Source organism: Microbispora sp. H10836 (assembly GCF_012999525.1).
Taxonomy (GTDB): Bacteria; Actinomycetota; Actinomycetes; order Streptosporangiales; family Streptosporangiaceae; genus Microbispora.
In genome coordinates, this window is record NZ_JABBWU010000007.1 from 319279 (window position 1) to 339616 (window position 20338).

21 protein-coding genes are annotated in these 20338 nt (G+C 72.4%); 15 read left to right on the forward strand and 6 right to left on the reverse strand.

The genetic code is table 11. The features are described from left to right. Nucleotides 1-3: 3 nt before the first annotated feature. Both HHX30_RS16230 and HHX30_RS16235 read left to right on the forward strand, forming a co-directional pair. Entirely contained in the window at nt 4-1266 is a 1263-nt protein-coding gene (locus HHX30_RS16230; protein ID WP_311922473.1) for an RNA polymerase sigma factor, read from the forward strand. A gap of 57 nt (nt 1267-1323) precedes the next feature. Then, nucleotides 1324-2112 (forward strand): bifunctional 2-polyprenyl-6-hydroxyphenol methylase/3-demethylubiquinol 3-O-methyltransferase UbiG, encoded by a 789-nt coding sequence (locus HHX30_RS16235; protein ID WP_169982764.1) that lies wholly within the window; start codon nt 1324-1326, stop codon nt 2110-2112. A 5-nt stretch (nt 2113-2117) separates the two neighbouring features. Here HHX30_RS16235 and HHX30_RS16240 read toward each other — a convergent pair whose 3' ends face one another. Further along, nucleotides 2118-2717 carry a helix-turn-helix domain-containing protein gene (locus tag HHX30_RS16240; protein WP_169982765.1) on the reverse strand — a complete coding sequence of 200 codons (600 nt, stop codon included), beginning with the start codon at nt 2715-2717 and terminating at the stop codon, nt 2118-2120. 115 nt (nt 2718-2832) lie between these two features. On the opposite strand from HHX30_RS16240, the gene HHX30_RS16245 reads away from it, so the two are divergent. The 3 genes from HHX30_RS16245 (at nt 2833) to HHX30_RS16255 (ending at nt 4869) form a co-directional block, all read left to right on the forward strand. Next, nucleotides 2833-3315, forward strand: a complete 483-nt coding sequence (locus HHX30_RS16245) for a cation:proton antiporter regulatory subunit (protein ID WP_169982766.1) — start codon at nt 2833-2835, stop codon at nt 3313-3315. Nucleotides 3316-3324: 9 nt separating this feature from the next. Further along, entirely contained in the window at nt 3325-4485 is a 1161-nt protein-coding gene (locus HHX30_RS16250) for a cation:proton antiporter (RefSeq protein WP_169982767.1), read from the forward strand. A 66-nt stretch (nt 4486-4551) separates the two neighbouring features. Then, complete coding sequence (locus tag HHX30_RS16255) at nt 4552-4869, forward strand: hypothetical protein (RefSeq protein WP_211592069.1); 318 nt, start codon at nt 4552-4554, stop codon at nt 4867-4869. A gap of 53 nt (nt 4870-4922) precedes the next feature. On the opposite strand, the gene HHX30_RS16260 is transcribed toward HHX30_RS16255, so the two are convergent. From HHX30_RS16260 to HHX30_RS16270, 3 genes are all read right to left on the reverse strand, one after another. Beyond that, nucleotides 4923-5732 carry a cytochrome c oxidase assembly protein gene (locus tag HHX30_RS16260; RefSeq protein ID WP_169982768.1) on the reverse strand — a complete coding sequence of 270 codons (810 nt, stop codon included), beginning with the start codon at nt 5730-5732 and terminating at the stop codon, nt 4923-4925. Next, on the reverse strand, nt 5729-6268 hold the full coding sequence (locus HHX30_RS16265) for a DUF2243 domain-containing protein (protein WP_169982769.1): 540 nt from the start codon (nt 6266-6268) through the stop codon (nt 5729-5731). The genes HHX30_RS16260 and HHX30_RS16265 overlap by 4 nt, the downstream gene beginning before the upstream one ends. 145 nt (nt 6269-6413) lie before the next feature. Then, nucleotides 6414-7193: a TetR/AcrR family transcriptional regulator gene (locus tag HHX30_RS16270; protein ID WP_169982770.1), complete on the reverse strand. Its 780-nt coding sequence runs from the start codon at nt 7191-7193 to the stop codon at nt 6414-6416. A gap of 76 nt (nt 7194-7269) precedes the next feature. On the opposite strand from HHX30_RS16270, the gene HHX30_RS16275 reads away from it, so the two are divergent. The 5 genes from HHX30_RS16275 (at nt 7270) to HHX30_RS16295 (ending at nt 12040) form a co-directional block, all read left to right on the forward strand. Beyond that, nucleotides 7270-8280, forward strand: coding sequence for an ATP-binding cassette domain-containing protein (locus HHX30_RS16275; RefSeq protein WP_169982771.1), 1011 nt, complete (start codon nt 7270-7272; stop codon nt 8278-8280). Beyond that, nucleotides 8277-9104 (forward strand): ABC transporter permease, encoded by an 828-nt coding sequence (locus tag HHX30_RS16280; RefSeq protein ID WP_169982772.1) that lies wholly within the window; start codon nt 8277-8279, stop codon nt 9102-9104. Before HHX30_RS16275 ends, HHX30_RS16280 begins: the two co-directional genes overlap by 4 nt. A gap of 109 nt (nt 9105-9213) precedes the next feature. Beyond that, nucleotides 9214-10440, forward strand: coding sequence for an NAD(P)/FAD-dependent oxidoreductase (locus HHX30_RS16285; RefSeq protein ID WP_169982773.1), 1227 nt, complete (start codon nt 9214-9216; stop codon nt 10438-10440). 171 nt (nt 10441-10611) lie between these two features. Beyond that, a complete protein-coding gene (locus HHX30_RS16290; protein ID WP_169982774.1) occupies nt 10612-11565 on the forward strand; it encodes a sigma-70 family RNA polymerase sigma factor in 954 nt (317 codons plus the stop codon). 46 nt (nt 11566-11611) lie between these two features. Next, the gene (locus HHX30_RS16295) at nt 11612-12040 is read left to right on the forward strand and encodes a glutaredoxin domain-containing protein (protein ID WP_169982775.1); all 429 of its coding nucleotides are present in this window, start codon (nt 11612-11614) and stop codon (nt 12038-12040) included. Nucleotides 12041-12046: 6 nt separating this feature from the next. On the opposite strand, the gene HHX30_RS16300 is transcribed toward HHX30_RS16295, so the two are convergent. Next, a complete protein-coding gene (locus tag HHX30_RS16300) occupies nt 12047-14176 on the reverse strand; it encodes a BTAD domain-containing putative transcriptional regulator (protein ID WP_169982776.1) in 2130 nt (709 codons plus the stop codon). 96 nt (nt 14177-14272) lie between these two features. On the opposite strand from HHX30_RS16300, the gene HHX30_RS16305 reads away from it, so the two are divergent. Beyond that, the gene (locus HHX30_RS16305; protein ID WP_169982777.1) at nt 14273-15226 is read left to right on the forward strand and encodes a tyrosine-type recombinase/integrase; all 954 of its coding nucleotides are present in this window, start codon (nt 14273-14275) and stop codon (nt 15224-15226) included. A gap of 115 nt (nt 15227-15341) precedes the next feature. On the opposite strand, the gene HHX30_RS16310 is transcribed toward HHX30_RS16305, so the two are convergent. Next, nucleotides 15342-16436: a LacI family DNA-binding transcriptional regulator gene (locus HHX30_RS16310; protein ID WP_211592070.1), complete on the reverse strand. Its 1095-nt coding sequence runs from the start codon at nt 16434-16436 to the stop codon at nt 15342-15344. Between the two features lie 241 nt (nt 16437-16677). On the opposite strand from HHX30_RS16310, the gene HHX30_RS16315 reads away from it, so the two are divergent. The 4 genes from HHX30_RS16315 to HHX30_RS16330 all read left to right on the forward strand — a co-directional run. Beyond that, the gene (locus HHX30_RS16315; RefSeq protein WP_311922475.1) at nt 16678-17955 is read left to right on the forward strand and encodes an ABC transporter substrate-binding protein; all 1278 of its coding nucleotides are present in this window, start codon (nt 16678-16680) and stop codon (nt 17953-17955) included. Between the two features lie 69 nt (nt 17956-18024). Further along, complete coding sequence (locus HHX30_RS16320; protein WP_169982780.1) at nt 18025-18951, forward strand: carbohydrate ABC transporter permease; 927 nt, start codon at nt 18025-18027, stop codon at nt 18949-18951. A gap of 40 nt (nt 18952-18991) precedes the next feature. After that, nucleotides 18992-19843 carry a carbohydrate ABC transporter permease gene (locus tag HHX30_RS16325; protein WP_169982819.1) on the forward strand — a complete coding sequence of 284 codons (852 nt, stop codon included), beginning with the start codon at nt 18992-18994 and terminating at the stop codon, nt 19841-19843. After that, on the forward strand, nt 19840-20338 hold a 499-nt coding region (locus tag HHX30_RS16330; protein ID WP_169982781.1), incomplete at its 3' end, for a family 1 glycosylhydrolase. The genes HHX30_RS16325 and HHX30_RS16330, both read left to right, overlap by 4 nt.

Below are 20338 nucleotides of genomic sequence, written 5' to 3' on the forward strand. Positions count from 1 at the left end.
CCCGTGACCGGCACCGAGCCGCGGCTCGCGGCGCACCGCGCGATCGAGGCGGTCTGGCGGATCGAGTCGGCCAGGCTCGTCGCGGGGCTGGCCCGCCTCGTCGACGACGTAGGCCTGGCCGAGGAACTCGCCCAGGACGCGCTGCTCATCGCGCTGGAGCAGTGGCCGGAGGCGGGCGTGCCGGACAACCCGGGCGCCTGGCTGATGGCCACCGCCAAGCACCGCGCGATCGACCACCTGCGCCGGCGCGGCCGCTACGAGCGCAAGCTCCAGGAGATCGGCCGCGACATCGGCAGCAGGCCGGAGCCGGACCCGGACGCCGACATGGACGACCACATCCGCGACGACATGCTGCGGCTCATCTTCACCGCCTGCCATCCCGCCCTGACCACCGAGGCCCGCGTCGCGCTGACGCTGCGCCTGCTCGGCGGCCTGACCACCGGGGAGATCGCCCGGGCCTTCCTCGCCACCGAGCCGGCGGTGGCCCAGCGGATCGTCCGCGCCAAGCGCACCCTGACCGCGAAAGAAGTCAGGTTCGAGATGCCGGCCCCGGACGAGCTGGCCGGACGGCTGGCGTCCGTGCTGGAAGTCGTCTACCTGATCTTCAACGAGGGCTACTCGGCCACGGCGGGCAACGACTGGACCCGTCCCGACCTCTGCCACGAGGCGCTGCGCCTGGGCCGTCTCCTGACGGGCCTGCTCCCCCGCGAACCGGAGGTGCACGGCCTGGCCGCGCTGATGGAGCTGCAGGCCTCCCGCCTGCGCGCCCGCACCGGACCCGGCGGCGCCCCGGTCCTGCTCGCCGACCAGGACCGGCGGCTGTGGGACCGGCTGCTCATCCGCCGCGGGCTGGAGGCGCTGGAGCGGGCCGAGTCGCTCGGCGGCGTCTTCGGCCCCTACGCCCTGCAGGCGGCCATCGCCGCCTGTCACGCCCGCGCGGCCCACGCCGGCGACACCGACTGGGAGCGCGTCGCCGCCCTCTACCGGGTGCTCGCCCACGTCTCCCCCTCCCCCGTCGTGGAGCTGAACCGCGCCGTCGCGGTCGCGATGGCCGGCGACCCCGCGCGCGGGCTGGAGATCGCCGACGCCGTCGCCGCCGACAAGGCCCTGCGCGGCTACCCCCAGCTGCCCGCCGTACGCGGGGACCTGCTGGCCCGGCTGGGCCGTACGGAGGAGTCGCGGCGGGAGTTCGAACGGGCGGCGTCGCTGACGGGCAACGAGCGGGAGCGAGCCCTGTTCCTCGGCCGCGCCGCCGGCGGCCGATAACCCCCGCCGGGCGGCGACCACGCCGTACGGCCCGACGAGTCGAGGAGAAAGCCGGTCATGTCGGTGACGCGGGAAGTGCGCGCCTACTACGAGCAGGACAGGGAGCACGGCAGGCTCCGCGCGGGGCGAGGCCGGCTGGAGCTGTGGCGGACACAGGACGTGTTGCGCCGGGCACTGCCGTCGCCGCCCGCCCGGGTGCTCGACGTCGGCGGCGGCACCGGCGTGCACGCCGAATGGCTGGCCGCGGACGGCTACGAGGTCGAGCTCCTCGACCCGATCCCGCTCCACGTCGAGCGGGCCGGGGCCCTGACCGGGGTGACGGCCCGGCTGGGCGACGCACGCGACCTGCCCGCACCGGACGCGAGCACGGACGCGGTCCTGCTGCTGGGCCCGCTCTACCACCTGGCCGACCGCGCCGACCGGGTCACGGCCCTGACCGAGGCGCGCCGCGTGGTGCGCCCCGGAGGACTGGTGGCCGCCGCCACCATCAACCGCTACGCCGCCGTACACGACACGATCTACCTCGGGCACTACACGCAGGAGCCGGAGCGGCGCGCGGCGCACGAGGCCGTGACGGACGGCGTCATGCTGTCCCCCGGGCACGGCTTCTCCGCCTACTTCCACGAGCCCGACGAGGTTGTCGGGGAGTTCGCCGACGCCGGACTGCCCGAGGCCGAGCGGTACGGCCTGGAGGGCGCCTTCTGGCTGTACGGCGACGTCGACGACTGGCTCGACGACCCCGAACGCCGCGCGCTCATGCTCGACGCCCAGCGCGCCCTGGAACGCGTGCCGTCCCTCCTCGGCGTCAGCGGCCACCTGCTCACCCTCGCGCGCCGCCCCGCGTAGACCCCCTACAGCGCAGGCTCCTGCTTGGCCTTCGGGCGGGCACGCAGGTGGGCGCGCTCACCCTGCTGCCCGAACAGGCTGAGGAACTCCACCGCCTGCGCGTCGGCGGCCCCGAACCAGTGCGGCAGCCGGGTGTCGAACTCGGCCGCCTCACCCGGGGAGAGCACCAGATCCTGCTCGCCGAGGACCATCCGCAGCCGCCCGTTGAGCACATAAAGCCACTCGTAGCCCTCGTGGGTCTTCGGCTCCGGCTTCCTCCTGCCGCTGCCCGCCGGAATCACCAGCTTGTACGCCTGGATCCCCCCGGCCCTGCGGCTCAGGGGCAGCATGGTCATGCCGTTGCGTACGACCGGGCGCAGATGCACGCGGGGATCCCCGGTCGGCGGGGCGTCGACGAGCTCGTCCAGCGTGACACCGTGCGCCCGGGCCAGGGGCAGCAGCAGTTCGAGGGTCGGCCGGCGCGCGCCCGACTCCAGGCGCGACAGCGTGCTCACCGAGATGCCGGTCGCCGCCGACAGGTCGGCCAGGGTCGTCTCGCGCTGCCGGCGCAGCGCGCGCAGCCGCGGCCCGACCGCGACGAGCGCGTGTTCGAGGTCGTCGTCCACCCCGACAGCTTGCCATACCTCCAGCGACGCCAACGAAGAGCCGGAAATGAGACGTCAGCCCATCATTGGTAGGTTCCTGGGCAGACATTGACCTATTGAACGGAGGAGCAGCGCCGTGGATGTCGAGCAGACGGTGTTGCCGGGGATCGGGTTGCGGCACGAGTTCACCACCCGCTCGGGACGGCGAATAGGAGTCGTCTCCCACCGCACCGGGCGACGCGACCTGGTGATCTACGACCCCGACGATCCCGACAGGGCCTGTGAGACGGTGAAACTCAACGACGAGGAGGCCGACGCGCTCGTCGAACTGCTCGGCGCCCCCCGCATCGTCCAGCGGCTCAACGCACTGCACCGCGAGGTCGAGGGCCTGGTCAGCGTCCAGCTGCCGATCTCGCCGGGCACCCCCTACGCCGGCCGCCCCATGGGTGAGGCCCAGGTGCGCACCCGCACCGGAGCCTCCATCGTGGCCGTGGTCCGCGCCGGACGCGTCTTCGCCAGCCCCGCTCCCGACTTCGTCCTCGCCACGGACGACGTCGTGGTCGTGGTGGGCAGCGAGGACAGCACCGCCGCCGTCGCCGACATCTTCGCCAGCGGCTGAGGGCAGCGCGTGCACAATACCGCGATACTGTTCCTGGAATTCGGCGCCGTCGTCCTCGGACTCGGCATCCTCGGGGCACTGGCGCTGCGCGTCGGCATCTCCCCGATCCCCCTCTACCTCATCGCGGGCCTGGCCTTCGGTACCGGTGGCATCCTCCCGCTGGCAACCAGCGAGGAGTTCATCGCCACCGGCGCCGAATTAGGTGTCATCCTGCTGCTGCTCACCCTCGGCCTGGAATACAACGCCGACGAACTGGTGACCAGCCTCAAGGGCAACGCCCGCGCCGGCCTGGTAGACCTCGTGCTCAACGCCGCCCCAGGCGCGATCCTGGCGCTGCTGCTCGGCTGGGGTCCGGTCGCCGCGGTCGCCATGGCCGGTGTCACCTACGCCACCTCCTCCGGCATCACCGCCAAGGTCCTGTCCGACCTGGGCTGGATCGGTAACCGTGAGACCCCCGTGGTGCTGTCGCTGCTGGTCTTCGAGGACCTCACGATGGCGGTCTACCTGCCGGTCCTGACCGCCATGCTGGCGGGCCTGAGCGCCGTCGCCGGGGCGATCACCGTGGCCATCGCGCTCGCCGCGGTGAGCGTGGTGCTGCTGGTCGCGCTCCGCTTCGGCCGCTACATCGAGGCGTTCGTCGCCAGCCCCAACTCCGAAGTGCTCATGCTCAAGGTGGTCGGGCTGGCGCTGCTGGTGGCGGGACTGGCCCAGCAGCTGCAGGTGTCGGCCGCGGTCGGCGCGTTCCTCGTCGGCATCGCCCTGTCGGGCGAACTGGCCGAAGACGCCCAGGCGCTGCTCGCGCCGCTGCGCGACCTGTTCGCCGCGGTCTTCTTCGTCTTCTTCGGCCTGCAGACCGACCCCACCAAGATCCTGCCCGCCGCGGGCCTGGCCGCCGGTCTCGCCGTGGTGACAATGATCACCAAGCTGCTGACCGGCGGGTACGCCGCCCGCCGCGCCGGCATCGCCCGCGCCGGACGGGTCCGGGCCGGCATCGCGCTCATCCCCCGCGGAGAGTTCAACATCGTCATCGCGGGGCTGGCGGTGGCCGCCGGCGCCCACCCCGACCTCGGCGCCCTGGCCGCCGCGTACGTCCTGATCCTGGCGGCCTTCGGCCCCCTGGCGGCGCGCCTGGTCCAGCCGATCCTCACCCGGATAGCCGCCCGCGCCTGACGACCGTCACCCCCCCACACCGGCCTGCCCCCGCACCGCGGCGGCAGGCCGGTGTGCTGTCAGGGCATGCGCGTTCGCTCTCGCCGGGCTCAGCGGGTCACGGCGGTCTCCCGCTCCAGACGCGACAACTTCTCGGGATTGCGTACGCTCGCCCCCGGCGCGCCCGCCCCGGGAACACCGACCCCCGAGATCGCCGGCCCCCGCACGCAGACCATGGCGGAGGCGGCCCGGCTTCTCGGCGCCCGGCGAGGCGTCAAGGTCGTCGGCGTCGACGGGTCCGGCATGCCCGATGCCGAGATCGCCGCCGACGGCGCCTTCCTGCCCGGCCCGCACGCCAAGCTCGCCGGACCCGCCTTCCAGGAGTGGCTCGGCACCCAAGCCTGAGCCCGGCCGTACGGCGGCACGGCCTTGCCCGTGTTCTCGGGTGTCCTCCTGGCCTACACGGGGTCGTGTGCCAGCCGCGGCCGGCGCGCCGGTCCCCCGCGGCGATCACGGCGATCGGGGCGCCAGGTCGTGACCAGGGCGGCGGCGAGGAGCAGCTCGGCGATGTCGCCGCCGTAATACATGATCTCCGCCCCGCCCCGCAGCTCGGCCACGGGGGCCCGCACGCCCACCCGGAAGCCGGCGTACATCAGCTGCGCGACGACCGCGTGCACGGCGATGGCACAACCGAGGTAGACCAGGCGGGCACGGACGCCCGGCCTGGCGGGCGCGGGATCGGGACCGGCGATGACATGGGCGAACAGGCAACCCGACAGCAGGAAGTGGGCGTGCAGCAGCCAGTGCCCCGCCGGGTGCGCCGCGGCGGCGTCGTAGAGCGGCGTGAAGTAGAGCGCCACGAGGCTGCCGGTGGACAGCAGCAGGGCGGTCGCCGGATGGGCCGCCAGCCGGCCGGGACGGCTGTGCACGACGGCGGTCAGCCGCCGCGCCCCGGCGACGGGCAGGGTCCGCAGCAGCAGGGTGACGGGGGCGCCCAGCACCAGGCCGATCGGGGCGTACATCCCGATCAGCATGTGCTGCACCATGTGACCGCGGAAGTCGGCGTGGGCGAGGGACGCGACGGGCGGCAGGAGCGCCGCCGCCACCAGGACGAGCCCGGCGGCGAAGCTCGCCGTACGCCACCCTCTCCAGCCCAGGACCGGGTTGCGGCGGCGCGCCCGCCGGGCCAGGTGAAGGTACACGAGCAGGACGAGGACCGGCGCGAGCACGCCGGAGACCCCTGCGAAGTGGGCGCCGTGGTCGTTCACGCGGGAGCCCCGGCGGGGTCGAAGGACCGCCCGCTACGCGCGAGCAGGTAACCCCCGGCGAGCAGCAGCGCGCCCAGGACGAGGAAGCCGAGGTCCCACCACAACTGGTCGGGGCCGCCGCGGACGTGATGGATGCCCAGGATGTGGTGGTCCAGGACGCCCTCGACGAGGTTGAAGACACCCCAGCCGACCAGGACCCACCCCCACAGCACCCGCGAGGTCCACACCCGGCGCCGCTCGCGGGTGACGCGGGAGTACAGGATCGCGAGGCCGATGAGCACCGCGAGCCAGCACACGGTGTGGAACAGGCCGTCCCACACCGTGTTCATCTCCAGCCCCGAAACCGTGCGGGGGTCGTAGTACCGCACCCCGATGCGGTCGCTGTCGGTGCTGCTCAGCATGTGGTGCCACTGCAGGAGCTGGTGCAGCAGGATCCCGTCGACGAACCCGCCCAGCCCCACCCCGAGCACGATGCCCGGCAGGCGCAGACTGGCCGGCGCCGGACCGGTCCCGGCCTCGCCCGCGGTGGTCGCCATCGCCCTGCCCCCGTCCCCCGGCCGCCGCTGTGCGGATCTCCGCCTGGGCAGGTTCCCCGGACCGGGGGGCGTAGTCACGCAGGCACGCGCGGATCCTCCGCCCGGCCTACCGACTCTTTAGACGGCGCCTCTTAGACAGGGCCTCTTAGACAGGGCCTCGTCCGGCGGTGCGGGCGGCGACGAACGCCCCGATGCCGTCGAGCACGCGCTGCAGGCCGAACTCGAACGCCTGGTCCGGGTCGTAGGCCGCGTTGTAGGCCTCGCCCGCCGCCGCGCCCACCCGGGCCGCCAGCGGATGACGCCGGGGATCGAACGCCTTGGCCAGATAGGGCGCGTGGGCGTACCACCACTGCTCGTCGGTGACGCCCGTCTCCCCCGGCGCCTGCGCCGCCTCCACCGCGCCCCGCGCCGCGCCGCTCACGTAACCGTTGAGCAGCGTGACCACCGAGTCCATCTCGAGGTCGTCCAGGCCGATGCCGTCGACCGCCCGCAACTCGTAGTCGTACTTGGCGATGAGGTTGGGGCCGAGCGGGGGGCGACTCGTCGTCGACACCTGCAGCATCCACGGATGCCGCCGGTAGAGCGCCAGGTTCTCCCGGGCGATCAGCTCCAGCCTGCCCCGCCAGCCGCCCGCCACCTCCGCGGGCGCGGGCAGCTCGCCGTACGCCGTGTCGACCATGACATCGATCAGCTCGGCCTTACCCGGGACGTAGGTGTACAGGGACATCGTCCCCACACCGAGCTGCTCGGCGACCCTCCGCATGGACAGCGCGGCCAGGCCCTCGGCGTCGGCCACCGAAATCGCCGCGCGCACGATCCGGTCGACACTGAGATCCGGTTTGCCCCTGCGTCCGGTCCGCTCACCCGTGCGCCACAGCAGGGCCAGACTCCGCGCCGGGTCTCCCTGCGAGCTGTACTCCGTCATCGCCTGCGAATTCTATGCGCACCCTGGTTCCGTATGCTGTACGGTACGCCGTACCAACCCTGAACGGAGAAACGCGATGACGCACGCGGTCACAGCGGAAGGCCTGCGCAAGCGGTACGGCGACACCCCCGCCCTCGACGGCGTCGACCTCGCCGTCCGCGAGGGCACCGTGCACGGCCTGCTCGGACCGAACGGCGCCGGCAAGACCACCGCCGTCCGGATCCTCACCACGCTGCTGCGGCCCGACGGCGGCACGGCCCGCGTCGCCGGCTTCGACGTCGTACGCCAGGCCGCCGACGTACGCCGCAGCATCGGCCTGGTCGGCCAGCACGCCGCCCTCGACGAGATCCTGAGCGGCCGGCAGAACCTCGTCATGTTCGGCCGCCTCCACCATCTGCGCCCGGCCGCGGCCCGCGCCCGCGCCGACGAACTGCTCGCCCGGTTCGGCCTCGCCGGCACCGGGACCAAACCCGTCGGGCAGTACTCCGGCGGCATGCGCCGCCGCCTCGACCTGGCGGTCGGCATGATCTGCTCCCCGCCGGTGCTGTTCCTCGACGAGCCCACCACCGGACTGGACCCGCGCGGCCGCACCGAGGTGTGGGACGCCGTCCGCGCCCTCGTCGCCGCGGGCACCACCGTGCTCCTCACCACCCAATACCTGGAGGAGGCCGACCAGCTGGCCTCCCGCGTCTCGGTCGTCGACGCCGGCCGCGTCGTCGCGGAGGGCACCCCCGACGAGCTGAAATCCGCGCTCGGCGGCGACCGCCTCGACGTCGTCGTGCGCCACACCGCCGACCTGCCGTCCGCCGCCGCGATCGTCGGCCGGGTGACCGGCGCCCCGGGTGACGCCTCCGTGGACGTGGACGCCGACGCCCGCCGCGTCAGCGCACCCGTACGCGACCGATCCACCGCGCTCCCCGAGGTCCTGCGCGCCCTGGACGCCGCCGGGATCACCGTGGCCGACATCGCCCTGCGACGGCCCACCCTGGACGAGGTGTTCCTCCACCTCACCGGCGCACGGAACACCACGGAGAACACCACGGAGAACACCACGGAGAACACCACAGGAAAGGCGGCCGCGGCATGACCGTCACCGCACCCGAGATCCCCCGCACCGCGGCCGCGCGGCTGCGGTGGGCCCTGGCCGACGGCTGGACCGTCACCCTGCGCAGCCTTCACCACTGGGCCCGCACACCCGGCCGGCTCGTGGCCGCTCTGCTGTTCCCCGTCATGATCGTGCTGATGTTCGGCTACCTGTTCGGCGGCGCGATGGCCGTACCGGGCGGCGGCGACTACCGCGAATTCCTCATGCCCGGCATGTACGCCATGACCATGCTCTTCGGTATCGAAGCCACATTCACCGCCGTCGCCCGCGACGCCACCAAGGGCGTCACCGACCGCTTCCGCTCCATGCCCATCGCCTCCTCCGCCGTCGTCCTCGGCCGCAGCGTCGCCGACATGCTCAACACCGTCCTCGGCCTCGCCGTCATGATCGTCTGCGGCCTGGCCGTCGGCTGGCGCTATCACGAAGGCCCCGCCCGCGCCGCACTCGCCGTCGGACTGCTCTTGCTGCTGCGCTTCGCCTTCCTGTGGGTCGGCATCTACCTCGGCCTGACCCTGAACGGCCCCGAAGCCGTCATGGCCGTCCAGATCCTCGTATGGCCCGTCGGCTTCCTGTCCAGCGCCTTCGCCTGGACCGGCACCATGCCCGGCTGGCTCGCCGCCGTCGCCGAATGGAACCCCCTGTCGGCCACCATGGCCGCCACCCGCGACCTGTTCGGCAACCCCGGCGCGGGCGGCACCACCTGGGTCGCCGAGCACGCCGCGGTCATGGCCCTGGTCTGGCCGCTGCTGCTCATCGCGGTCTTCCTCCCGCTGTCGGCCCGCCGCTACCGCCGCCTCGACCGCTGACACCCCTTTGTGACCCATGACACATGCGGTTCCTGTCAGGAATCGGGGCGCTGTTCCGCTCAAGTCAGCGAAAAGCAAGCGAGAACAAGCGAGCCGACAGGAGCATCACATGAAGCACCGCATCGTCGTCCTCGGCGCCGGCTACGCCGGGGCCTACGTGGCCGGGACCCTGGCCCGCCGGCTGTCCCCGGCGGACACCGAGATCACCGTGGTCAACGCCGTGCCGGACTTCGTCCAGCGGCTGCGGCTGCACCAGTTGGCGGCCGGCCAGGACATCGACGCTCCCAAGCTCGCCGACGTCTTCGCGGGCACGGGGGTACGCCTGCGCCTGGCCCGCGTCACCGCCCTCGACCCCGAGAACCAGGTCGTCGCCGTGGCCGACGCCGACGGCGGCGGCGAACTCGGCTACGACACGCTTCTGTACGCGCTCGGCAGCCACGGCGACGACCACGCCCTCCCCGGCGTGGCCGAGCACGCCTTCGACGTCGCCGCCAGGCCCTCGGCGCTGCGCCTGCGCGAGCGCCTGGACAGCCTGGGCAGGCGGGGCGAAGGCGGGCGTGTGGTGGTCGTCGGCGACGGGTTGACCGGCATCGAGACCGCCACCGAGATCGCCGAATCCCGGCCCGGCCTGTCGGTGGCGCTCATCGCCCGCGGCGAGCTGGGCGCCCGGCTCTCCGCCGGGGCCCGCGGCCACCTGCGCCGGGCCTGCGACCGGCTGGGCATCACCGTCCTGGAGCACACCGCCGTCGAAGCCGTCGAAGCGACGCGCGTGCTGTGCGCCGACGGCACCGCCCTGGCGTCCGACGCCACCGTGTGGACGGCCGGGTTCGCGGTCACCCCCCTCGCCGCCGCCGGCGGGCTGGAGGTCACCGAAAACGGCCGTATCGTCGTCGATCGCACCATGCGGTCGGTCTCGCACCCGAACGTCTACGCCGCCGGCGACAGCGCCTATGCCATCGGCGACAACGGCCGACCGCTGCCGATGTCCTGCGCTTCGGCCGGCTTCACCGGCCGGCAGGCCGTCGAGGCGATCGTGGGACGCCTGACCGGCCGCAAGATCGCGAACACCACGCTGGCCTACCCGGGCAACCACATCAGCCTCGGGCGGCGGGACGGGATCCTGCAGCTGGTCGACGGCGAAGCGCAAGCGAAGCCGAAGTACCTGGGCGGCCGGAAGGCCGCGCGGATCAAGGCGGGCATCCTCACGATGTCGCTGTGGACCACCTCGCACCCGACCTTCGGGATGCCCAAGCGCAAGCACCGCCTGGCCGCCGCGGCGGACGCGACCGCCGACAAGGCGATCTCCCACAGGGAAGGCGGTCACGTTGCCGCCTAGGGAGTGTCTGACAAATGCTGCCCGTCGCGAGCGGGGATCCAGGTGGATGCATCGCAAGGCCGAGGAGGAGCCCATAGCGGAGCTATGGGCGACGACGAGAACGCAGCGAGGCGCCGCCTGGGCCACGCGCAGCAGGCCATGATTTGTCAGACACGACCTAGGGTGGGCCACGTGGACAGCACCGCCACGGATCGCTTCGACACCAGCGTGTTCGAGGCCGGCCGGAACCGGCTGGCCTCACTGGCCTACCGGCTGCTGGGCTCCGCCGCCGACGCCGAGGACGCCGTGCAGGACGCGTTCCTGCAGTGGCAGTCCGCGGACCGGCAACGGATCGAGGTGCCGCAAGCATGGCTGACCAAGGTCGTCACCAACCTGTGCCTCGACCGGCTCCGCTCGGCGCGAGCCCGCCGCGAACGCACCGTCGGCGCCTGGCTGCCCGAACCACTCCTCGACGGCGACCCGATGCTGGGCCCGGCCGACTCGTTCGAGCAGCGCGAATCGGTCTCCCTGGCCGTGCTGACGCTCATGGAGCGCCTGTCGCCCCTCGAGCGAGCCGTCTACGTCCTGCGCGAAGCGTTCTCCTACAGCCACGCCGAGGTCGCGGAGATCCTCGACATCACCGAGTCCGCGAGCCAGCAGCACCTCCACCGGGCCCGGCGCCGCATCACCATCGCGCGCCGCAGCGGCGGCGAAATCGACCCCGCATCCGCCCGCAGGGTCGTCGAGGAATTCCTCGCCGCCGCCTCCTCGGGCCGCACCGAACGGCTGGTGGCGCTGCTCACCGACGACGCGACCGCGATCTCCGACGGCGCCGGCCTGGCCGGGAAGCTGGTGTGGTACGACACACCGCAGCGCGTCGCCGCCGTCGTACGGGCCGGTTTCAAACCCACCCCCGCGAAGCGGCGATTCGCCGGCGGCACGCCCGCCATCCACTACGCGCTCGTCAACGGCGGCCCCGCCATCGTCTTCGTGATCGGCGACCGGGTCATCGGCGCCGTGACGTTCGACATCACGGGCGGCAAGATCGCGACCGTGCGCAGCATCGCCGCCCCCGCCCGCCTCCGCCGCCTCACCGAAGCCTGGCGACAGCACGAACCGGGCACGCCGCTCATCGGCCAGTGGTGACCCCAGCAGGCCGGACGCGAGGCGAACGTGCGCTAGCGTCATCGCCATGCTGCGCCGATGGATGCTGCCGATCCTCTTCGTCGCCCTCGGGCTCGCCGCGGCGGCCCGGCAGACCGCCCAGGGATCCCCGGGCGGCGCAGTCACCCTGCTCCTGCTGTTCCTGGTGGCGGGCGCCCTGCTGTCCCCTCTGGCGTTCCCGAAGTCCGTGAGCGCCGCCGAGGCGCTGCGCCGCAGCGAGGCCGATGGCCGGCCGATCGTCTACTGGCGCCCCGGCTGCCGCTACTGCCTGCGCCTGCGCACGCGGCTCGGCAGGCACGCCCATCGGGCGCACTGGGTCGACATCTGGCGCGACCCGGAAGGCGCCGCCGCGGTCCGGGCGGCCACCGGCGGCGACGAGACCGTGCCGACCGTGGTGGTGGCGGGCACCCCGCACGTCAACCCCGATCCCCGATGGGTGCGCGCGCAACTGCCCTGACGTACCTCAGCTCCCCTGGCCCCAGCTCCCCCGGGCCCGTGCGCCGTCCAGGCCGCGCAACGTCCGCGCGGCACCGGCGAGCAGCGCGGCACGCGACAGGTCGCCGCCCGGCGCACCACTCCGCCACCGCCTCGAGCACCATCGCCCGCACCGTCTCGTCACCCGCGAGCCCCGACAACTCCAGCGCCGACCGCAGCGACCGCCACGCCGACTCGCGGTCACCCCGCTCCCCCGCACCCGGGCCAGCTCCACATGGACCGTGGCCAGGAACTGCGCGGGCAGACCCGTCTCCTCCACCGCGCGCAGCGCCTCGGGCGAGGCGTACGGCCCGCCGGACGCCGGCAGCGCACACACCATGGCAGGCAGCTCCAGCCCGGGCGGCACGTCTCCGCCCAGCGCCGCCCGGATCGCCCGCGCCCACCTCGCCGCCTCGTCACCCCGCCCCCGCACCGTCCACGCCCACAACCTGGCCATGAACAGCCGCAGCGCCACCCGTTCCCGCCCGGCGCGTACGGCATGGCCAAGCGCCGCGTCGAGGTCGCCAGGCTCGGCGTCCAGCGTCGCCAGCAGGCGAAGCTGCTCACCCGTCCGCAACCCGGGCTCCGCCTCCTCCAGGCGTCCGGCGGCGTACGCTCGGACGGTTTCCAGCAGCCGATAACGCACCTTTGCCGCCTGGACCGACGATCCACCCGGCTCGGTCACCACGACCAGCGACTTGTCCACCAACGAGGCGACCGTCTCCGGATCGGCCCCGCACACCCGCCGCACCGCCTCCGCCGTCGCCCCGCCCGCGAACACAGACAACCGGCGCAACACCACGCGCTCCCCCGGCGACAGCAGACCCCAGCTCCAGTCGATCACCGCCCACAGCGTCCGGTGCCGCGGCTCCGCCGTACGGCTGCCGCGCAGCGTCAGCCGTACCCCCATCGCCTCCGCGCGCTGCCGCATCGTGAACGACCGCAGCCGGGCCGCGGCGAGCTCGATCGCGAGCGGCAGGCCGTCGAGGTCCCGGCACAGCGCGACCACGTCCGCCACCACGGAGTCGTCCACGGCGAACCCCGGACGGACCGCCGACGCCCGCTCCGCGAAGAACGCCACCGCCGGGAACTCGAGCGCCCGCGCCGCGTCCACACCGCCGGCCGGCAGCGCCAGCGGCCGCACCGGATGAAGGTGCTCACCGGGGACGTCCAGGGGCTCCCGGCTCGTGGCCAGGATCCGCAGCCCGGGCACCCCCGACAGCAACCGCTGCGCGAACGCCGCCGCACCGTCCACCACGTGCTCGCAGTTGTCCAGCACGAGCACGAGCTCCCGGCCGGCCAGCGCCTCCACCAGTGCGCCGAGCGGCGACGCGGCGGCCGCCCGGCAGGATCCCCGTCCGGCTCGCGCGCGGCCGCCGGTATGGTCGCGCCCACCGCGGCGGCCACGTCCGCCGGGTCCCCGACGGCGGCAAGCTCGACCAGCCAGACGCTCGAGGACGCGGCGAGCCCGCCCGCCACCTCCACCGCCAGCCTGGTCTTGCCCGCGCCGCCCGGCCCGGTCAGCGTGACCAGCCGCGCGGCCGACAGCAGGCTCCGCACCCGTGCCACGTCCTCCCGCCTGCCGACCAGGCTCGTCACCGGCGCCGGCGCGTTCCCCCGTACGGGCCGCTCCGGTACGACCCCGGCCGTGGGGGGGATCGCGCAGCTCCTCCAGGCGGGCCGCGGCCACCCGCGCGAACGGCAGGTCCGCCGCGTCGGCGAGGGGCGCCCCGCGCCAGAGCGACAGGGCGGCGCGCAACGAGGCGGCGGCACGTCCCGGATCGCGCTCGGCCCGGCCCGCTCGCACCAGGCGGTCGAACTCCGCCGCGTCGACCTCCCGCGCTGGGACGTCGAGCAGGTAACCGGCCGGATGCGACACCACCGCGCCCCGCAGCCCCTTGTGCAGGTCGCGGTGCGGCTTGCGGCGGAGCCGGGACACCAGGGAGTGCAGCGCGGCCACCGGGTTCACCGGCGGCTCCTCCCACAGGTCGTCGACGAGGCGCCCGGCGGCGACCACCCGCCCGGGTTCCAGAGCCAGCCGGATCAGGAGCGCGCGCAGGCACGCACCTCTGATATGGGCCTCGTCCACATGTAACGGCCCGAGAGTCCGGATTCGCATGGCTCCTCTCGTTGTCGTAGAGGGTTCTGATCGACGTAAATGATCTTGTAGTAACCCGGCGCCTTTACATTGTAGATTCATAGTAGGATCACAGTGATGAACACCCCCGCCGTCCCCGAGCGGGACACCCCCGCACGGCCCGAGCGCGACCCCTACCAGGTGTATCTCGACGCGCTCCAGAGCCCCGAGTCCAAGCGCACGATGAAGGGCTGCCTCGACCGCATCGCCCGCCTCATCACCGGCGACCCTGAGGCGACCGGCGCCGGGCAACCCTGGGAACTCCTCCGCTACGAGCACACGATCCGGCTGCGCACGCTCATGCGGGAGCAGGGCTGGTCGCCCGCCCACGTCAACAAGCACCTGGTCGCTCTCCGCCGCGTGCTCAAGGAGGCGTGGCGGCTCGGCCTGATGAGCGGCGAGGACTACCAGCGCGCCGCCGACCTGCCCGCCTACAAGCACACCCGCGTCCCGGCGGGACGGCACGTCGAGGCCGAGGCACTGGCGGCGGCGCTCGAGGTGTGCGACGGCGACCACTCCCCCGCCGGCCGTCGCGACGGCGCGATGCTCGCGGCGCTCTACTCCACCGGCTGCCGCCGGGCCGAGATCGCCGGGCTCACCCTGGCCGACTTCGATCCCCACGCCCGCTCCCTGCGGGTGCGCGGCAAGGGCGACAAGGAACGACTCGTCTACCTGACCGCGGAGGCCGTCGAACGTCTCGACCTCTGGCTCGCCGTACGCGGCCGGGCGACGGGCCCTCTGTTCTGCCCCGTCAACAAGGGCGGGCGGCTGCGGCCGGCCCACATGACCGGCCAGGCCATCGCCGACATCGTCTCCCGCCGCCTGGCCGCCGCCGGGGCGTCCCCCCGCACGCCGCACGACTTCCGGCGTACGTTCATCGGCGAACTGCTCGACGCCGGGGTCGACCTCGCCACCACCCAGGCCTTGGTGGGCCACGCCTCCCCCGCCACCACCGCGCGGTACGACCGGCGGCCTGAGCGGCGCCGCCGCGAGGCCGTCGACCGGCTCCGCGTCCCCGGCGCCGCCCGCTGACCCGATGTGGCGGGGCTCAGCGACAGCCGGGCCGGGTTCGTGGTGGAGGGCGAGGGCACGGAGCGGCCCTTCTTGTTGGCTTTCGCCAGGCCCGAGAGCGGGGCCGGGGAGCAGGTTACCGCGTAGGCGGCGACACTGAGGGCGGCCGGGATGCGCGTCCCGGCCCGCGGGCGGGCCGGGAGTGTGACAGCAGGGGCGTGCTGGAGCCGCGCACGACGAGCGTGGCCGGCAGGATCCGGGGCGGCGGGACGGCGGCGCCGTTGATCATGGAGACCACGGCCTCCGCGGCGGCGGTGCCGAACCCGTCCTTGTCCTGGGCGACGGTCGTCAGGCCCGGTGGCACGAGCGCGGCCACCTCGATGTCGTCGAACCCGACCAGGGCGATGTCCTCGGGCACCTTCAGGCCGGCCTCGCCGATCGCGACCAGTGCGCCGACGGCCATCTCGTCGCCCGCGACGAACACGGCGTCGGGCCGGTCGCCGGCCTCCAGCAGGCGGCGCATCGCGGCATGGCCGCCCGACAGGTAGAAGTCGCCCTCGACCACGAACTCGGGCCGGCGCGGCAGCCCCAGCCGGGCCAGCTCGTCCTGGTAGCCCCGCAGGCGCTCGGCGCCCGGCCGCGTGTGCGCCGGGCCGGTGATCGTGGCGATGGCCCGCCGCCCCCGCTCGTGCAGGTGCCGTACGGCCAGGCGGGCGCCGCCGACGTTGTCCGAGGTCACATACGTGGCGCGGGGACCCTCGACGGGACGGCCGAGGCTGACGCACGGGACGCCCGACTCGGCCAGCCGCCGCAGCGAGGGATCCCACGTGCCACTGTCGATCATCACCACGCCGTCCAGGTTGTGCCTGCGCACGGCGCGTACGTAGGCGTCGTCGGTCCGCTCTTCGTTCGTGTCCCCGCTGGTGGCGAGCATGAGGAGGTGATATCCGCGCCCGCTGAGCGCGGTCTTCAGGCCGACGAGGATTTCCTGGAAGAACGGGTGCCGCCAGCCGGGGCGGCGGTGGTCGGTGTCCCACACGAGGCCGACCATGAAGGACTTCTTGGTGGCCAGCGTGCGGGCCGACTCGTTGGGCAGGTAGCCGATCTGACGCGCCGCCCGCAGAACCTGCGTCCTGGTCTTCGCGTTCACTACCTCCGGATTGTTGAAAACGCGGGAGACGGTTGCCGGGGACACGCCGCACAGGCGTGCCAGCTCTCTGATCGTTGCCACGGATCGAACGCTGTCGCATCTCGCTGCAACCGGTTTCATGTAACCGGTTTCGAGGAAATTACGCAATCATGGGAAGTCTGTCAAGGTGGCTGGTGATTTCATCGGCGTTACGTTTTCGTGATTTGACATCGCGTGCCGCTGTTATGTCTCATGGCGGGCGTATCGGTCGATGCTTTTCGTTGCCGCGGCTCGACCGTCGCATCTCGCAGCCACGCCCCTTCTCCCTGCCAAGGAGTTCACGGTGTCTGCTGCGAAACTTCGTTTGCTCGTGGGTGTGCTCGCCGTCGGCGTGTTCACCGCCGGCTGCGGCGGCTCGACCGGCTCGACCGGCTCGTCCGGCGACGGCCCCGTCACCCTCACCCTCAACCTGTTCGGAAACATGGGGTTCAAGGACCTGTACGCCAAGTACGAGGCCGCCCACCCGAACATCAAGATCGTCGAGCGTACGTCGGCGTACAACGACCACCACCGCAACCTGGCCGCCCATCTGGCGACGGGCAGCGGCGCGGCGGACGTGGAGGGCATCGACACCGGCTTCATCGCCCAGTTCAGGGCGCAGCCGGAGCGCTTCGTCGACCTGCGCAAGCACGGCGCCGACGGGCTCAAGGACCGGTGGTTGCCGTGGAAGTGGCAGGCGTCGGTGGCCAAGAACGGGGCCCAGATCGGATACGGGACGGACGTCGGCGGCCTGGCCATGTGCTACCGGCGCGACCTGTTCGAGAAGGCCGGCCTGCCCACCGAGCGCGACGAGGTGAGCAAGCTCTGGCCGGACTGGGCGTCGTACTTCGAGGCCGGCAGGAAGTACACCGCGAACAAACCGGAGGGCGCCAGCTTCTTCGACGGTGGCGCGCAGATCTTCAACGCGATGATCGGGCAGGCCGAGACCGGCTACTACGACGCCTCCGACCACGTGGTCGTCGCCACCAACCCGGTGGTCCGCTCGGCGTACGACGAGGTGCTCAAGGCCGTAGCCGACGGCGAGTCGGCCAAGCTGGTGGGCAGCTCCCCGGCGTGGAACACCGGCTTCGCCAAGAGCCAGTTCGCCACCATCGCCTGCCCCGCCTGGATGCTCGCGAAGATCCAGGACCAGGCCAAGGCATTCGCCGGCAAGTGGGACATCGCGGCCATCCCCGGCGGCGGCGGCAACTGGGGCGGCTCCTACCTGACGGTTCCGGCGCAGAGCAAGCACGTGAAGGAGGCGGTGGACCTGATCACCTGGCTGACGGCTCCCGAGCAGCAGATCGAGGTGTTCAAGGCGCACGGCATCCTGCCTTCGACCGTGGCGACGTACGAGAAGCCCGAGGTCAAGAACCTGAAGAACGCCTTCTTCAACGACGCCCCGGTCGGGCAGGTCTTCACCACCGCCGCGCTGAACCTGAAGCCGCAGTACCAAGGGCCGCGGGCCGGCGACATCCAGACCGCCATCCGCGACGCGATCAACCGAGTGGAGGAGGGCAAGCAGGACGGCCCGCAGGCCTGGGAGCAGATGCTCAAGGACGTCGAGCGCATCGAGCAGTAGCCGCCCAGCCAAGCCGGGTGACGGCGGGAGGTAAGGGCCCGCCGTCACCCCTTCCCCCGGGATGGACCCATGACCCTCGCACGATCCGGGCCACGGCGCCGCTGGGCCTACCAGCTCGACGTCAAGGGCTCGCCGTACTTCTACATCGCCCCGTTCTTCCTGCTGTTCGGCGCGGTGGGCATGTTCCCGCTGCTGTACACCGCGTACGTCTCGCTCACGAACTGGAACCTGCTGGAGCCCACCCGGCACTGGGTGGGGCTGGCGAACTACGCCGAACTGCTGACCGACGACTACTTCTGGAACGCGCTGTTCAACACCGTCAGCATCTGGCTGCTGTCCACCGTGCCGCAGCTGCTCGCGGCCCTGTTCATCGCGCACATGCTCAACCGCAGCCTGCGTGCCCGCACCTTCTTCCGGATGGGCGTGCTGCTGCCCAACGTGACGTCCATCGTCGCTGTCACGATCATCTTCGCCCAGCTCTTCGGCCGCGACTTCGGCATGGTCAACTGGGCGCTCAATCTGGTGGGGCTCGACCCGGTGGACTGGCAGGCGGGCACCCTGTCCTCGCACATCGCCATCTCGCTCATAGTCATCTGGCGGTGGACCGGCTACAACGCGCTGATCTACCTGGCCGCCATGCAGACGATCCCCGAGCATCTGTACGAGGCCGCGACGCTGGACGGGGCCGGCCAGTTCACCCAGTTCCGGAAGATCACGATCCCGATGCTGCGGCCGACGATCATCTTCACCGCCGTCGTGTCCACCATCGGCGGCTTCCAGATCATCGCCGAGCCGCTGCTGTTCCAAGCCGGCACGGGCAACCCGACGGGAGGCTCGGACCGGCAGTTCCAGACCGTCGGCCTCTACCTCTACGAGCAGGGGTTCAGCCTGTACAAGTTCGGCTACGCCTCGGCCATCGCATGGACCCTGTGCCTGATCATCGTGGTGATGGCTCTGGTCAACTACTCGGTCACCCGCCGGATCAGGAGAAGCTGACGTGACGACGATCATCACCGAGGCGCCCCGGCAGGCGCGCATGCCCCGCTCGCGGGCGGCCCGCTCCCGCGGCGGGCGCCGCTCGGCCGGGTTCTGGACCTATGCGGCGCTGGTCGCCGTCCTGCTCGGCTCCCTGTTCCCCGTCTACTGGTCGCTCATCGTGGCGTCGCACGACAACGACGCCATCGCCCGCGTGCCTCCCGTCCTGACGCCCGGCGGGCACCTGTTCGAGAACATCGCGCGGGTCTTCGACACGACCGCGTTCGGTAAGGCGATGCTCAACTCCTTCATCGTCTCCGGCTCGGTCACCGTCTCGGTCGTGCTGTTCTCCACGCTGGCCGGGTTCGCCTTCGCCAAGCTCCGCTTCCGGGGCCGGACGTCGCTGCTGGTCGTGGCCATCGCGACCACCACCGTGCCGCACCAGCTCGGGATCATCCCGCTCTACATCCTCATGGCGGAGCTCGGCTGGACCGGCCGGCTGGAGGCGGTGATCGTGCCCGGCCTGGTCACGGCGTTCGGCGTCTTCTTCATGACGCAGTACCTGTCGAGCGCGGTGCCGGACGAACTCCTGGAGGCCGGACGGATCGACGGCTGCTCCACCTTGCGCCTGTTCTGGCACGTGGTGGTGCCCGCGGCGCGGCCGGCCGCGGCCGTGCTCGGGCTGTTCACGTTCATGCAGGCATGGAACGACTTCTTCTGGCCGCTGGTGGTCCTCACCCCGGAGAACCCGACCGTGCAGGTCGCGCTCTCCTCGCTGGCCAGCGGCTACACGACTGACTACGCGCTCGTGCTCACCGGCACGGTGCTGGCGACGGTGCCCGTCGTGGCCGTCTTCGCGGCCCTGGGCCGGCAGATCATTGGAGGAATCATGTCAGGAGCGATCAAGGGATGACGGCGACCGACGAACGCCCCGCCATGCCGCGGACCTTTCCCGCGGGCTTCGTGTGGGGCACGGCCACCGCGGCGTACCAGATCGAGGGGGCCGTCGACACCGACGGCAGGGGGCCCTCGATCTGGGACACCTTCTGCCGGGTGCCCGGCGCGGTGGCACGGGGCGAGTCGGGTGAGTTCGCCTGCGACCACTATCACCGCTGGCAAGAGGATGTCGGCCTCATGAAAGACCTGGGGGCGGGGGCCTACCGATTCTCCGTTGCCTGGCCGCGGGTGCTGCCCGACGGCCGCGGGCCGGTGAACCGGCGCGGGCTGGACTTCTACCGCCGGCTCGTGGACGCCCTGCGCGAGGGCGGCATCGAGCCGTACGTGACTTTGTACCACTGGGACCTGCCACAGGCGCTGGAGGACCGCGGGGGCTGGCGGGTCCGCGGCACCGCCGAGCGTTTCGCCGACTACGCCGAGGTCATGTACGAGGCCCTCGGCGAGTCGGTCT